The following is a 14,324-nucleotide window of genomic DNA, read 5'->3' on the forward strand; positions in this document are numbered from 1 at the left end:
CCGTTTCGGTGTTCGTCTTTGAAAATCTATGTACGGCATGTTGCCGTCAAAATAAACACAAACGGGTGGCGCGGACATCCGCACCACCCGTTCAAATCGTGCCAACCGGACTTATTCGGCAGCAGATGTTTCTGCGGCAGCAGCAGCGGCGTCGTCAGCCTTCTGCTTCTTCTCGGCAATGCGCTCGACTGCCTTCTTGCCTGGCTTTGCCTTTTCAGGGTTGCTGCGGGCGTCGCGTGTTGCAATGCCGGCTTCTGCGAGGAAGCGCAGAACGCGGTCCGTTGGCTGTGCGCCCTTGGCAATCCATTCCTTGACGAGGTCAGCATTGATCTGGATGCGATCAGCGTTGTCCTTGGCAAGCATTGGGTTCCAGGAACCGACCTTCTCGAGGAAACGGCCGTCGCGTGGCGAACGGGCGTCAGCAACGACGATCTGGTAGTACGGGCGCTTCTTGGAACCACCGCGTGCGAGACGAATTTTCAGTGCCATGTTGTTTCTCCTTATAATGGCTTGCCCGCCGGTCAGGCGGTCTTGTCGGTGCCGTTGTGTTCAGCGGCAATTGCTTCATGATGCCGGATGACTTCCTTGATGATGAAGTTCAAGAACTTCTCGGCGAAGTCCGGGTCCAGATCGGCGTCCTTTGCTAAGCGGCGCAGGCGTTCGATCTGGTATTCCTCGCGCGCCGGGTCCGCCGGCGGCAATTCGTGGGTTGCTTTCAAAACGCCAACCGCCTTGGTGCGTTGGAACCGTTCTGCCAGCATGTGCACCAGTGCCGCATCGATATTGTCGATGGACTGGCGGTATTGCGAAAGTTGAGCCTTTACGTCTGCGTCGGTCATCACAGTCTCACTTCTTCTTGCCAAAACCGGGCAGGCCGGGAAGACCGCCCAGCCCCGGAAGCTTGGGTCCACCGAGACCCGGAAGACCCGGCATTCCGCCCATGCCACCAAGACCCGGAGGCATTGCGCCCGGCTTGCCGAGACCTGCGGCTTCGGCTTGTTTTTGAAGCGCTTCCAGTTGCTTGGGGTCCATATTGGCCAGATCAGGCATGCCGCCCATTCCGCCACCAAGGCCCATCTTGCCCGCAAGGCCGCCCATCATCTGTTTCATGATGCCGCCCTTGCCCTTGCCACCCATGGCTTTCATCATGTCGGCCATGCCGCGATGCATTTTCAGCAGCTTGTTGATTTCGGCGGCATCCGTGCCGGAACCGGCAGCGATTCGCTTTTTGCGGCTGTGCTTGAGCATGTCGGGATTGGCACGCTCGGCCTTGGTCATCGAAGAGATGATGGCGATCTGGCGGTCGAACATCTTGTCGTTCAGACCCGATGCGGCCATCTTGTCCTTCATGCCGGACATGCCGGGCATCAGACCCATAATGCCGCCCATGCCGCCCATTTTCTTCATTTGCCCAAGCTGGTCGGCCAGATCGTTCAGATCGAACTTGCCCGACTGCATCTTCTTGGCCATCGCTGCGGCTTTTTCCGCATCGATGTTTTCGGCAGCCTTTTCGACCAGCGAAACAATGTCGCCCATGCCCAGAATTCGGTCGGCGATACGGCGCGGGTGGAACTCGTCCAGCTCGCCCATGCGCTCGCCGGTACCGATCAGCTTGATCGGCTTGCCGGTCACGGCACGCATCGAAAGGGCGGCACCGCCACGGCCATCGCCGTCCATACGGGTCAGCACGAGGCCGGTAATGCCGACACGCTCATCGAAGTTGCGCGCCAGATTGACGGCGTCCTGACCAGTCAGGCTATCGGCTACCAGCAGGATTTCATGCGGCTTGGCGTTTTTTTTGATCTCCGCCATTTCCATCATCAACGGCTCGTCGATGTGGGTACGACCGGCCGTATCGAGGATCACGACATCATGGCCGCCAAGTTTGGCAGCCTGCACGGCGCGCGAAGCGATATCGGTCGGCGATTGTCCCGCAATGATCGGCAGCGTATCGACGCCGGTTTGAACGCCCAGCTGGCGCAACTGCTCCTGGGCCGCCGGACGACGCGTGTCGAGAGATGCCATCAGCACCTTCTTCTTGTCGCGGTCGGTCAGGCGCTTGGCGATCTTGCCGGTGGTCGTCGTCTTACCCGAACCCTGCAGACCTACCATCATGATCACGACGGGGGCGGCGGCATGCAGGTCGATCGCCACACCTTCGGAGCCCAGCATCTCGACCAGCTCGTCATGAACGATCTTGACCACCATCTGGCCGGGCTTGATGGCTTTGAGAACCGAGGCGCCAACGGCCTTTTCACGCACCTTGTCGGTGAAGGACCGCACGACTTCCAGCGCCACGTCCGCTTCCAAAAGCGCACGGCGAACCTCGCGCAGGGCCGCCGTCACATCGGCTTCCGAAAGCGCGCCACGGCCCGTCAGTCCATTCAAAATGGAGCCAAGCCGGTCCTGGAGGTTCTCAAACATCGCGTCATCCTTCTTCGTTTCGGGGTCACCGAAACGTCGGTTCTTTTGCTGTCAAAAACAAGACGCCCGATAAAGGGCATAGCCAAAAAAGCACCCGAGGGCGCATCGCGCTGTCGGATGTTTGCCTCCGGGATCATCTATACCTTGCGGGTCCCGGTCGGCGGCTGCGGTCATGAAACTGCCAGCTGATGGGCGCGGGTTAACAGCAAATGCGCGAGAGAGTCAAGGCAACGCGCCATTTTTCACGAGAGCGTAACGGCTGACGTCTTCGTGAAAACACCTCCACCCTGCATCTGCCCGCTTGAAGAGGCTGCGGCGCACTCCTATAGATTCGTCATGAAAAGACGCAGCCTCTTCAAACTCTCGTTCCTCGGCGCCCTCCTGGCGGGCGGTGGTCTTTATGCGCGCCAGTCCAACGCCAGCGCCTATTATAAAGGCCCCATGTCGGATCATTTCGATGGCGTGCGCTTCTTCAACCCGGGCGGCGAAGCGCCGAACGGCTTCCTCGACCTGATGAAGTGGCGGTTCGATGGCGACAAGGCGACCTGGCCGGACGCCTATCCCAGCCCCTTTCCCTTCGTGAAACCGGACGAGCGTGTGAACGGAACCGCCCTGCGCGTCACCTTCGTCGGCCACGCGTCCTTTCTCATCCAGACGGCAGGGCTGAATATTCTGGTCGATCCCGTCTGGTCGGAACGCACCAGCCCCTTCAGCTTTGCCGGTCCCAAGCGCGTCAATCCGCCCGGCATCCAGTTCAAGGATTTGCCGCCCATCGATCTCGTGCTGGTCACGCACAATCACTATGACCATCTGGATACGGAAACGCTGCACCAGCTCCACATCCACCACAAACCGCATTTCGTCACGCCACTGGGTAACGACGCCGTCATTCGCACCCGTGTTGAAGCGGCCAATATTTCCGTGGGTGATTGGGGCGATGTGCTGATGGTCGCGCCCGATGTGAAAATCCATTTCGAGCCCTGCCATCACTGGTCGGCCCGCGGCCTCAACGATCGCCGCATGGCGCTCTGGGCCGCCTTCGTCATCGAAACGCCAGGCGGCAAGATTTACCACATCGGCGATACCGGCTTCCACAGCGGCCTCAACTACCACGCCGCCCGCAAAAAACACGGCAGCTTCCGCCTTGCCAACCTGCCGTTTGGCGCATACGAGCCCCGCTGGTTCATGAAAGGCCAGCACCAGAACCCGTCCGAAGCGGTGGAAGGCATGAAGATATGCGGCGCAGCCTACGCCTGCGGCCATCATTGGGGAACGGTTCAGCTGACCGACGAAGCCATCGACGCACCCATCATCGCGCTGAAGGCTGCACTGAGCGAACACGGCGTCCCAGAAGACCGCTTCCGCCCGATGCGTCCCAGTGAGGTTTTCGACGTACCGATGGTTTGAGTTTGGTGGGTGGGGCCTCACTTGCAATTCCAACACTTAGCGCTTGGCTAAGATGCTGGAATTGCGTTTTCGATTGATGACAGAGCCAGCCGCTCACCCCCCTCTGCCTTGCCAGGCATCTCCCCCACAAGGGGGGAGATCGGCAAGCCGCTTCCTCCCCACTCTATCCGCAGCAGCAGAGATGGCCTGGAGCTAACCACGATTCGATCTCCCTCCTTGTGGGGGAGATGCCCGGCAGGGCAGAGGGGGGTAAACCCCACCCCAAAACATCAAAGACAAAAATATTTCCAAGCTAAATCAACAACTTAACCGAAAACCCGCAAAAAACATCAAAATTCCCCCCGTAACTTTCTCCACGGCGCGCGAATCACCCGCACAATTGTCCCGTTCCGCCCTCGGATACACCGCAAGGCGTTGCGGCGAGGCGGGACCGGCGCTGAGGTTGGGAGGGTGACGCAAACCTCTCAACCTCGGGGTCGAGCAGCGATCTCCCCGGTGGGACGGAAGAAAGGTAGCGGCGGTTTCGGACCGGCTGTCGCAGCCTTTCCAATGTCCGGATCGGCCCGGCATGGTCTTAGCCGCACAACACCGTTTCGGGTTTTGTGGGTGAGGTCATGGCGGTCCGGTTCGCCAGCCACCGGGTGTACCGACAGCTCATCGTCCTCTGGTCGAACGCGACTACGGGGATTGAAGCGAAAGTCAGGCGGTACACAGGAACACGCTGCATCTGCCCCGTACTGTCGATGAGACAGCGCGGACGGACTGCAAGGGAAACCGCAGCCACCTGCGCTGTGGAACGCTTTTGCGGAGAACGGATCGATGGCTGCGGGCGCTTCGTCAGAATGAAGCGTCCCATCCTCGAAGGCAGATGTGGCCGAACTGGCAGGCGGCAGCTTCGGCAACGAAGCCGCCGTCACCCGGGTGGGTAAGGGCCGGACCTTGGAAATGTCCGACCGTTCCAACGGCAAGGCCCCCTTGCCCTCCGGGATATGCCAGCCGTGGCAAGAGGATCGCTGTTCGGCCAAAAGAGCTGAACGGGGCGCTGCGAGGTGCCATTCTTAGACTACCCAACGAGGCAACTTACAGCGCCCCGTCCGAATACCCATGGCCGCGAATGGTTATGGACACTGAGAGAAGGTCAAGCCACGGGCAGGTGCTGCCGCGTGAACGGCGAAGCTTGTTTGAGCGGTGGCCGGGGTTTTTGATAGTGATTGGACTTGGGAGGGGGGCGGAGGCTGAGTGCTGGGCTGCGGGCCGCAACACAGCAACCCTCATCCTGAGGTGCCCCGCAGGGCCTCGAAGGACGAGGGTTTCGGGCTTCAAGGCAGGAGTGCGCGGCGGATGCTTCGAGGCTTTGCCCTTCGGCCAAAGCACCTCAGCATGAGGGCGGTGGGTGAGGTTGCCCTCTCCAATACCGGACCAACGCGGAATGCGACCATGTAGGAGGAATGCTTGGCGATGATGCAGGCCGCAGGCAGCAACCCTCACCACCATGAGAGCCGAAGGAGGTGCCACGCAAAGGGCACAACAGAGCAACCCTCATCCATCATCCTGAGCTTGTCGAAGGAGAGGTGCGCCGCAGGGGCCTCGAAGGGCGAGGGTTGCGGGCTTAGTTACAGAATGCGGCGGATGCTTCGAGGCTTTGCCCTTCGGCCAAAGCACCTCAGCATGAGGGCGGTGGGTGTGGCTTCCCTCTCCAATACCGGACCAACGCGGAATGCGAGCAGGTACGAGGAATGCTTGGCGATGATGCAGGCCGTAGGCAGCAACCCTCACCATCATGAGATTGCCTAAGAAGTTGCCACGCGAAGGGCCGCAACAGAGCAACCCTCATCCTGAGGTGCCCCGCAGGGGCCTCGAAGGACGCGGGTTGCGGGCTTGAGGCAGAGTGCGCGGCGGATGCTTCGAGGCTTTGTCCTTCGGCCAAAGCACCTCAGCATGAGGTTGGTGGGTGTGGCGGCCCTAGCCTCGAGAGGCTAGGGTAGCAGGCTGGACATCGGGCGCAACGCAGCAAGCCGAAAGGTCAGTATACGCCGCTTACCCCCCTCTGGCCTGCCAGCCATCTCCCCCACAAGGAGGGAGATCGGCAAGCCGCATGCTCCCCACTCTATCCGCAGCAGCAGAGATGGCCGGCAGGCCAGAGGGGGGTAAGCCACACGCAGTGAGCGCACCGAAACACGCCAAGCCAAAACCGCCCCCACACTGGTAATTCTCTCTCAATTCCGCCATATAAAGGCAAAACCGGGCACGGTGTGTCCGAAAACACTTATACAGGTTCCATACTATGACAAACACGGTCGAATTCGCGAAGATGAACGGGCTTGGCAACAAGATTCTCGTTGTCGATATGCGTGGCCGCAAGGACATGGTGACCCCGCAGGCGGCGATTGCGCTGAATGCGGATGCTGAGACCGCTTTCGACCAGATCATGGCCATCCACGATCCGCGCGCGCACGGCACCGATGCCTATATCGATATCCTCAATTGCGATGGCACCAAGGCGCAGGCCTGCGGCAATGGTACACGCTGCGTGGTGCAGGCGCTGGCATCCGAGACCGGCAAGAAGACCTTCACCTTCCAGACCGTGGCGGGCATTTTGAACGCCAGCGAACATGAAGACGGCATGATATCCGTCGATATGGGCATGCCGCGCTTCAACTGGAACGATATTCCGCTGTCCGAAGAATTCCACGATACCAGCCGCATCGAGCTTCAGATCGGGCCGATCGACAACCCCGTGCTGCATTCGCCCGCCGTCATGTCGATGGGCAATCCGCATGCGGTGTTCTGGGTCAACAGCGACCCGATGGAGTTCGATCTGGAACGCTTCGGCCCGCTGCTGGAAAACCACCCGATGTTTCCCGAAAAGGCCAATATCACGCTGGCGCAGGTCATCTCCGACAGCAGGTTGCGCACCCGCACCTTCGAGCGCGGCGCTGGCCTGACGCTGGCCTGCGGTTCCGCCGCCTGTGCCGCTGCCGTCTCCGCCGCCCGCACCGGCAGAACGGGCCGCACCGTCGAGATCGATGTCGCGTCCAGCCCGGTTCGCATTCCGCTCACCATCGAATGGCGCGACGACAACCATGTCGTCATGACCGGCCCTGCCGAATGGGAATGGGCTGGCACCGTCGATCCCGCCACCGGCACTTGGGTTCGCGATGCGGCGCCAGAACAGGCGGCCCTATGAGCGGCGTCGAGGTCATAACCTTCGGCTGCCGCCTCAACACCTACGAATCGGAAGTGATGCGGGCGGAGGCCGAGAAGGCGGGGCTGAACAATGCAGTGCTGGTCAACACCTGCGCCGTAACAGGTGAAGCGGTGCGTCAGGCGCGTTCCGCCATCCGCCGCGCCCGCCGGGAAAATCCCCATGCCCGCATCATCGTCACCGGCTGTGCCGCGCAGACGGAAAAGCAGACCTTTGCCGAAATGCCGGAAGTGGATGCCGTGCTGGGCAATGAGGAAAAGCTGAAAAGCACCTCCTATCGCGCGTTGCCGGACTTTGGCGTATCGGCGGAAGAAAAGCTGCGCGTCAACGATATCATGAGCGTGCGCGCCACCGCGCCGCAGATGATCAAGCATATAGACGGGCACGTCCGGGCCTTCATTCAGGTGCAGAACGGCTGCGATCACCGCTGCACCTTCTGCGTCATCCCGTACGGGCGTGGTAATTCCCGCTCCGTGCCCATGGGTGCAGTGGTCGAACAGGCCCGCAAGCTGACGGAAAACGGCTATCGCGAAATCGTGCTGACCGGCGTCGATGCCACCAGCTACGGTGCCGATCTGCCGGGTGAGCCATCGCTCGGCTATCTCGCCAAGACGCTGCTGAAACAGGTGCCGGATATCCTGCGGCTGCGGCTCTCCTCCATCGACAGCATCGAAGTCGACAGGCATCTGCTGGACCTTATCGCCGATGAGCCGCGCTTCATGCCGCATCTGCACCTGTCGCTTCAGCATGGCGATGACATGATCCTCAAACGCATGAAGCGCCGCCATATGCGTGCCGATGCCATTGCCTTCTGCGACGAGGTCAGACGCTTGCGACCAGAAATCGCTTTCGGCGCGGATATGATCGCCGGTTTCCCGACGGAAACCGAGGAGATGTTCGAAAACGCCGCGACCCTTGCGGAAGAATGCGGCATCTCCAACCTGCACGTTTTCCCTTATAGCCCGCGCCCCGGCACGCCCGCCGCGCGCATGCCGCAACTGGACCGTGGGCTAATCAAGCAGCGGGCGGCACGGCTGCGCCAGCGCGGCGAAGCGTTGCGGGATGCGCATCTCACCGGCATGGTCGGCACCACGCAGACGATCCTGGTCGAGAATAATGGCTTTGCCCATACCGACAATTTCACCCTCGTTGCCGCAGGCGATCTTGCACCCCGCACCCTTGCGCAGGTTGTGATAACCGGTCACAACGGAAAATACTTAGACATGCAATGTCTTGCGGCACACGCCGCGTGACTTAGAGATACGGAACAATCATGGCCCTCGGCTTCATCAAAAAAGTGTTTTCGTTCGGCAAGGAACAGCCGGAAGCAGACAAGCCGAAAAGCGACGCCGCGCCGGAACAGACTGGCGCAAACGCCTCTTTCGATGCGGTCCTGAGCGAAGCCGAGGCGCACGCGCCGCTCGCCCATGATCCGGTCTCAGACGTCGAGATGGAAACCGCAGGCGGCCCCGCTCCCGATACGCTGAAAGATGCGGCCGACCTTTCCGAAGATGAAGAGGACGCACCCCTTCTCCCCGGCACCGAGCAGGTCGGCGATATCGGCATGGTGCCGCTATCGCTGTTGCAGGCTGAAGCTGAGGCCGGCGAAGAGCCAGCGCCACCCCTTGAGGACGCGATAGCGACAGACGCGCCACTTGACGAAGCAGCAATGGATAAGCTGCTTGAGGAAGCGGAAGAAGCCACGGTCTCGCAAGCTTCCGATGCACCATCCGCACCAACGGCGCTCCCGAAAGGGTTTTCGTTACCAAGCGAGCGTGTGGTGCTGGTCGAAGCGGAACCGGAACAGAAACTCTCCTGGTTCCAGCGCCTGCGCGCCGGTCTCTCGCGCACCTCGTCGCAACTGACCAGCCAGATTTCGGCCCTCTTCACCAAGCGCAAGCTGGATGAAGACACGCTGGATGAGCTGGAAGATTTGCTGATCCAGTCCGATCTGGGCGTGGAAACTGCGATGCGCATCACCGGCGCTTTGTCATCGGAGCGCTACGGCAAGGATGTCAGCGGCGAAGACGTGGCCCGCATCATGGCCGGTGAAATCACCAAGGTTCTCTCACCGGTCGCCAAGCCGCTGGAACTCGATCTGTCGCACAAGCCGCATGTCATCCTCGTCGTCGGCGTCAACGGCACCGGCAAGACGACGACCATCGGCAAGCTGGCGGCAAAGCTGTCCGGCTCCGGCCTCAAGGTCATGCTGGCGGCAGGCGATACGTTCCGCGCCGCTGCCATCGAACAGCTGAAGATTTGGGCGGATCGCACCGGTTCGGAATTCATTGGCACCAAGCTGGGTGCGGATGCGGCAGGGCTTGCCTATGATGCGTTCGAGCAGGCGCGCACGAAGAAATGCGACGTGCTGATCATCGATACGGCTGGCCGTTTGCAAAACAAGACCGAGCTGATGGACGAGCTTGAAAAGATCGTGCGTGTGCTGGGCAAGCTCGATCCCGATGCGCCGCACACCGTCTTGCAGACGCTGGACGCGACGACGGGCCAGAATGCCCTGAACCAAGTGGAGATTTTCCGCAATGTCGCAGGCGTGTCCGGCCTGATTATGACAAAATTGGATGGCACGGCCCGCGGTGGTATCCTCGTTGCCATCGCTGCCAAACACAAGCTGCCGGTCTATTTCATCGGCGTTGGCGAAGGCGTTGATGATCTGGAGCCATTCGAGGCGGAAGATTTCGCCAAAGCGATTGCGGGAGTGTGAGTATGGACGTGGAAAGCAATCAGCGCGAAAGCGAAAAAATGGTCCGCGAGATCAGCCCGCTGCTGAAATTCGTGCTGGAGCTCGGGCCGCTGGTCGTGTTCTTCTTCGCCAATTCACGCGGCGAGTGGCTGGCAAAGACATTTCCCGTTCTGACCGAATTCGGCGGCCCGATCTTCATCGCCACCGGCCTGTTCATGATCGCGACGATACTGGCTTTGACCGTCTCGTGGATTTTGACCCGCACCCTGCCGATGATGCCGTTGATCTCCGGCATCGTCGTGCTCGTCTTCGGCGCGCTGACGCTGTATCTCCAGAACGATACCTTCATCAAGATGAAGCCGACCATCGTCAATACTCTCTTCGGCGTGATCCTGCTGGGTGGCCTGCTGTTCGGTCAATCGCTTCTCGGCTACGTCTTCAACTCGGCCTTCAAGCTCAACGACGAAGGCTGGCGCAAGCTGACATTCCGCTGGGGCTTCTTCTTCCTGTTCCTCGCCGTCCTCAACGAAGTCGTCTGGCGCGGCTTTTCGACCGATACCTGGGTCGCCTTCAAGGTCTGGGGCACTATGCCGATCACCGTCATCTTCACCATGGCCCAGATGCCGCTCATCATGCGCCACTCCATAGAGCCGCTGACGAAAGACAAGAAATGACCCTTGGTGAAATGTCTGCGTCGCGTTCGTCTTCCTACAAATGGTTCGGTGTCGCGGCGGCTTTGCTCGTCGCGCAAATCGTCATTCTGTATTTCATGGGACGCGTGCCCATCTGCGAATGCGGCTATGTCAAGCTGTTCGAACCGGGCGTGAACACGCCGGGCAATTCCCAGCATCTGGCCGACTGGTACACGCCATCGCACATCATCCACGGCTTCCTGTTCTACGGTCTGGCATGGCTGCTGTTTCGCAAGCAAACGATCGGAATGCGCCTGTCATTCGCGGTTCTGATCGAGGCTGCGTGGGAACTGCTCGAAAATTCGCCCATCATCATCGATCGCTACCGCACCGCCACCATGGCACTCGGTTATAGCGGCGACAGCATCTTGAATTCGGCGATGGACACTGTGTTCATGGTGGTCGGCTTCTTCTTCGCCGCCCGCGTTCCGATCTGGTTGACCATTCTCATCGCCATCGTCTTCGAGATTTTCACCGGCTGGCTGATCCGCGATAATCTGACGCTGAATGTGCTGATGCTGGTCGCTCCGATCGATGCCATCAAGGAATGGCAGAACGCCCTTCCAGCCTCGTGAAAATCAGCCTCAGGCTCAGTCGCCTGCGATAGCTCTTTCGATCGCCGGTATGATGTCGCGCTCATAGGTCGCAGCGTCGATCGGGCCGACCTTCTTATAGACGATGGTGCCGTCCTTGCCGACCAGATACGTCTCGGGAATGCCATAGACACCCCAGTCGATGGCGGCCTTGCCGTTCGGATCGATGCCGATGGCGTCGTAGGGATTGCCGAGTTCCCCCAGGAACTTCAGGGCGTTTTCGGACTTGTCCTTGTAATTGATGCCGACGACATTCAGCCGTTCGTCCTTCGACATTTCCTTCAGCATCGGATGTTCCTGCCGACACGGCACGCACCACGACGCAAAGACATTGACGAGCGTCACCTTGCCTTTGATGGCAGCATCGGTGAGGGCCGGAAGGCCCGAGCCCTCCAAGGGCGGCAGTGCCAGCGATGGCGCCTTGGTATTGATCAGGGCAGACGGAATAGCGCTGACATCGAGACCGTTGACGTCCTGCTCGTACAGCATCTTGGCGGCAATAGCGGCAAAACCGGCGAAGGCCAATAACGGCAAAAGCGCCAGAATATAACGTGACTTCCCCCCCGAAGGAGTTGGCGCGCTTCGGATATCTTTCGTCATGGTGTCGGTTGCTCCACGAGCGCAGCGCGGGCGCGGCGGCGAAAGCCGGCGGCTTCAAGCTGCGCCATTTCGCGTTTGCGGGCGCGCCCGTCCATGACGATCCAACCAATGAGAAGGGCAACGATCAGCCCGGTCAAACCATAGGACATGCCGATATAAAATGCGTGGCTCATGGCTTGGCACTCTCTCGACTTGCCATACGCGCAGCCAGTCGGCGCTGGACAGATATGCGTCTGCGCCAGATTTCATTGCGCATGGCGGCAAGGTGCAAGGTGAAGAACAGCAAGGTAAAGCCAACGGCCATGGTCAGCAGCGGCCACAGAAATTCCGGCGCGATGGCCGGACCGCTCAGGCGTAGAACGCTGGCGGGCTGGTGCAGCGTGTTCCACCACTCCACCGAAAACTTGATGATCGGAATATTGACGAAACCCACCAGGATGAGCACTGCGCTGACGCGGGCCGCTTTGGACGGGTCATCCATGGCCTTGTTGAAGGCGATGAGGCCGAGATACATCAGAAACAGGATGAAGACCGATGTCAGCCGCGCATCCCACACCCACCATGTGCCCCACATGGGCTTGCCCCATAGCGAGCCTGTGACGAGCGCAATCAGCGTGAAGGCAGCACCGATGGGGGTCGCGGATTTATGCGCAACATCCGCCAAAGGGTGCCGCCAGACCAGCGTGCCAATCGCCGCCACAGCCATGACGGTATAACACATCATCGCCAGCCAAGCGGCGGGCACATGCACATACATGATGCGTACCGTGTTGCCTTGCTGGTAATCGCTATCGGTGGTGAAAGCCATATAAAGGCCCGCCGCCAGACAGAGCGCGGACAGCGCCGCCAGCCATGGCAGAATGCGAGAAGCCAATGCCAAAAACCGGGTCGGGTTGGCAAGGTCGCTGAACTTGGTAATGGCAAGGCTCGTATCGCTCATGGCGTCTTTCTACAATGAGACTGAGATTGCGGCAATTGATCCTTATCAATCCACGGAACTGCGCAATGCCAAAGCGGCAAAGAACGGACCCACGACCGATGAAAAAAGCGTGATCGCGATGAGGATCAGGAATGGCGGCATGAAAGGCGCGGGGTCCTGAATGGCGGCGTACGAGGCGCTGACGCCGAAAATCAGGACGGGAATGCACAACGGCAGCACTAGGATCGATACCAGCAACCCACCACGCGGAAGCGCCACCGCGACTGCTGCTCCGACTGCGCCGATGAAAGTCAGCGCGGGTGATCCGACCAGCAAGGTCAGCATGACGGCACCGATGGCCACCTCGCTCATATTCATGAAGAGGCCTAGCAATGGCGATGCGATGACTAGCGGCAGGCTGGTGGCGGTCCAGTGTGCCAGGCATTTGACCAGAACGGTGAGAACGAGCGGGTTCTCTTGCATGAGGATGAGATCGAGCGATCCGTCATCCCGTTCGGCCTGAAACAGGCGGTCGAGGCCGAGGAGAGCGGCAAGCAATGCGCCGATCCAGACGATCGCCGGGCCGATGCGCGACAGCAGATTGAGGTCGGGGCCGACGCCGAAGGGAATGACGGCAACGACGGTCATGAAGAACAGAACACCGATGAGTGCGCCGCCGCCTGCGCGGATGGAGAGTTTGAGGTCCCGGAGGAAGAGGGCGGTCATGAGGTGCCGCTTTCGTGGAATGTTGTGCAGATGATTTGGCGTTTGCGGGCGTGGCTACCCCCCTCTGCCCTGCCGGGCATCTCCCCCACAAGGAGGGAGATCGGCTGGGCGTTCTGACGCAACTTCACTCTCGACGCGAGAGATGGCCGAAAGGTCGCCGCGAGTCGATCTCCCCACCTGTGGGGGAGATGCCCGGCAGGGCAGAGGGGGGTAGCCGCATACTCGACAATCACCAAACCTCCTCCACCCCAGCAAACCCCGTCATCCGAAACTCCTGCGCACCCTCCAACCCAAGCGGCTGATGCGTCGCAGCAATCACCATGCCGCCCTTCGCCAAATGCGCCTCCACCAGCCCCGTGAACATCACATCCGCGCTGGCATCCAGTGCCGCTGTCGGCTCGTCCAATATCCAGATCGGCCGCCAGGCAACTAGCAATTTCGCCATCGCGAATCGGCGCTGCTGACCGGCGGAGAGATAGCCGAAAGGCAGGTGGGTTATGCCGTAAAGGCCGACAGCGTCCGCCGCCTCTTCTATTCCAAGCGAACTGCCACGGTTGAAATCACCGAGAAATTCCTTCCAGAAACGAAGATTTTCGAAAACCGTCAGTTCCTGCTTCATCGCGTTGCGATGGCCGAGATAGTGGCTGGCCTCACAGGCTCGAGTGCCCGTTTCAATTCCTTCGCCGGCTATCGTTACCGTGCCAGCTTCAGGGCGCAAAAGCCCTGCGATAACGCGCAAAAGCGTTGACTTTCCCGATCCATTCGGCCCCGTCAGAACCAGCGCGTCGCCGCCGGTTAACTTGAAGGAAACATTCATGAATATGAAATCATCCCCGCGCCGGGCGGAAAGATTTTCTGCTGTCAGCAGCATGGGATCATCTCGTTTAAGATTTTAATCATCTCGATGGGAAAAAAATCGATTTAGGTCTTTTCCGGTCTGGCACGTTTCTGAGAAATTATCTATATGGGTGTCAACCACGCCAGCGGTCGGCGTGATCATCATACGGCGCCGGACCTGAGGTTGCGAAAGCAGCTTCTCGTGCGGACAGCGGAAATG

The 14,324-nt window shown here is 60.0% G+C and carries 14 protein-coding genes; 6 read left to right on the forward strand and 8 right to left on the reverse strand.

The window, feature by feature from the left end; all coding sequences use genetic code 11:
* Positions 1–111: 111 nt before the first annotated feature.
* The 3 genes from rpsP to ffh are packed head-to-tail and all read right to left on the reverse strand — an operon-like array spanning position 112 to position 2,424.
* Positions 112–489, reverse strand: coding sequence for a 30S ribosomal protein S16 (rpsP, locus tag RRU01S_RS14310; protein WP_045230971.1), 378 nt, complete (start codon positions 487–489; stop codon positions 112–114).
* A 32-nt stretch (positions 490–521) separates the two neighbouring features.
* A complete protein-coding gene (locus RRU01S_RS14315) occupies positions 522–839 on the reverse strand; it encodes a chorismate mutase (RefSeq protein ID WP_045230972.1) in 318 nt (105 codons plus the stop codon).
* Between the two features lie 7 nt (positions 840–846).
* Entirely contained in the window at positions 847–2,424 is a 1,578-nt protein-coding gene (gene ffh, locus RRU01S_RS14320) for a signal recognition particle protein (protein WP_045230973.1), read from the reverse strand.
* Between the two features lie 336 nt (positions 2,425–2,760).
* Here ffh and RRU01S_RS14325 point away from each other — a divergent pair, with 336 nt between their 5' ends.
* The 6 genes from RRU01S_RS14325 to RRU01S_RS14355 all read left to right on the forward strand — a co-directional run bounded on the left by RRU01S_RS14325 (position 2,761) and on the right by RRU01S_RS14355 (position 11,004).
* The gene (locus RRU01S_RS14325) at positions 2,761–3,831 is read left to right on the forward strand and encodes an MBL fold metallo-hydrolase (protein ID WP_045230974.1); all 1,071 of its coding nucleotides are present in this window, start codon (positions 2,761–2,763) and stop codon (positions 3,829–3,831) included.
* Positions 3,832–6,115: 2,284 nt separating this feature from the next.
* Positions 6,116–7,018, forward strand: a complete 903-nt coding sequence (gene dapF / locus RRU01S_RS14335; RefSeq protein WP_045230976.1) for a diaminopimelate epimerase — start codon at positions 6,116–6,118, stop codon at positions 7,016–7,018.
* On the forward strand, positions 7,015–8,289 hold the full coding sequence (gene mtaB / locus RRU01S_RS14340) for a tRNA (N(6)-L-threonylcarbamoyladenosine(37)-C(2))-methylthiotransferase MtaB (RefSeq protein ID WP_045230977.1): 1,275 nt from the start codon (positions 7,015–7,017) through the stop codon (positions 8,287–8,289). Before dapF ends, mtaB begins: the two co-directional genes overlap by 4 nt.
* Before the next feature lie 20 nt (positions 8,290–8,309).
* Entirely contained in the window at positions 8,310–9,758 is a 1,449-nt protein-coding gene (gene ftsY / locus RRU01S_RS14345; RefSeq protein WP_045230978.1) for a signal recognition particle-docking protein FtsY, read from the forward strand.
* Positions 9,759–9,760: 2 nt separating this feature from the next.
* A complete protein-coding gene (locus RRU01S_RS14350) occupies positions 9,761–10,411 on the forward strand; it encodes a septation protein A (protein WP_045230979.1) in 651 nt (216 codons plus the stop codon).
* On the forward strand, positions 10,408–11,004 hold the full coding sequence (locus RRU01S_RS14355) for a DUF2585 domain-containing protein (protein ID WP_045230980.1): 597 nt from the start codon (positions 10,408–10,410) through the stop codon (positions 11,002–11,004). Before RRU01S_RS14350 ends, RRU01S_RS14355 begins: the two co-directional genes overlap by 4 nt.
* 15 nt (positions 11,005–11,019) lie before the next feature.
* Here the strand turns inward: RRU01S_RS14355 and RRU01S_RS14360 are convergent, their stop codons facing one another.
* The 5 genes from RRU01S_RS14360 to ccmA all read right to left on the reverse strand — a co-directional run bounded on the left by RRU01S_RS14360 (position 11,020) and on the right by ccmA (position 14,138).
* Positions 11,020–11,622, reverse strand: a complete 603-nt coding sequence (locus RRU01S_RS14360; RefSeq protein WP_045230981.1) for a DsbE family thiol:disulfide interchange protein — start codon at positions 11,620–11,622, stop codon at positions 11,020–11,022.
* A complete protein-coding gene (gene ccmD, locus RRU01S_RS14365) occupies positions 11,619–11,795 on the reverse strand; it encodes a heme exporter protein CcmD (protein WP_045230982.1) in 177 nt (58 codons plus the stop codon). The genes RRU01S_RS14360 and ccmD overlap by 4 nt, the downstream gene beginning before the upstream one ends.
* Positions 11,792–12,562, reverse strand: coding sequence for a heme ABC transporter permease (locus RRU01S_RS14370; RefSeq protein WP_045230983.1), 771 nt, complete (start codon positions 12,560–12,562; stop codon positions 11,792–11,794). The genes ccmD and RRU01S_RS14370 overlap by 4 nt, the downstream gene beginning before the upstream one ends.
* A gap of 45 nt (positions 12,563–12,607) precedes the next feature.
* Positions 12,608–13,267: a heme exporter protein CcmB gene (gene ccmB, locus RRU01S_RS14375; protein ID WP_045230984.1), complete on the reverse strand. Its 660-nt coding sequence runs from the start codon at positions 13,265–13,267 to the stop codon at positions 12,608–12,610.
* Positions 13,268–13,496: 229 nt separating this feature from the next.
* Positions 13,497–14,138, reverse strand: coding sequence for a heme ABC exporter ATP-binding protein CcmA (gene ccmA, locus RRU01S_RS14380; RefSeq protein ID WP_045230985.1), 642 nt, complete (start codon positions 14,136–14,138; stop codon positions 13,497–13,499).
* Between the last annotated feature and the right edge of the window lie 186 nt (positions 14,139–14,324).

The organism is Agrobacterium rubi TR3 = NBRC 13261 (genome assembly GCF_000739935.1).
Taxonomy (GTDB): Bacteria; Pseudomonadota; Alphaproteobacteria; order Rhizobiales; family Rhizobiaceae; genus Agrobacterium; species Agrobacterium rubi.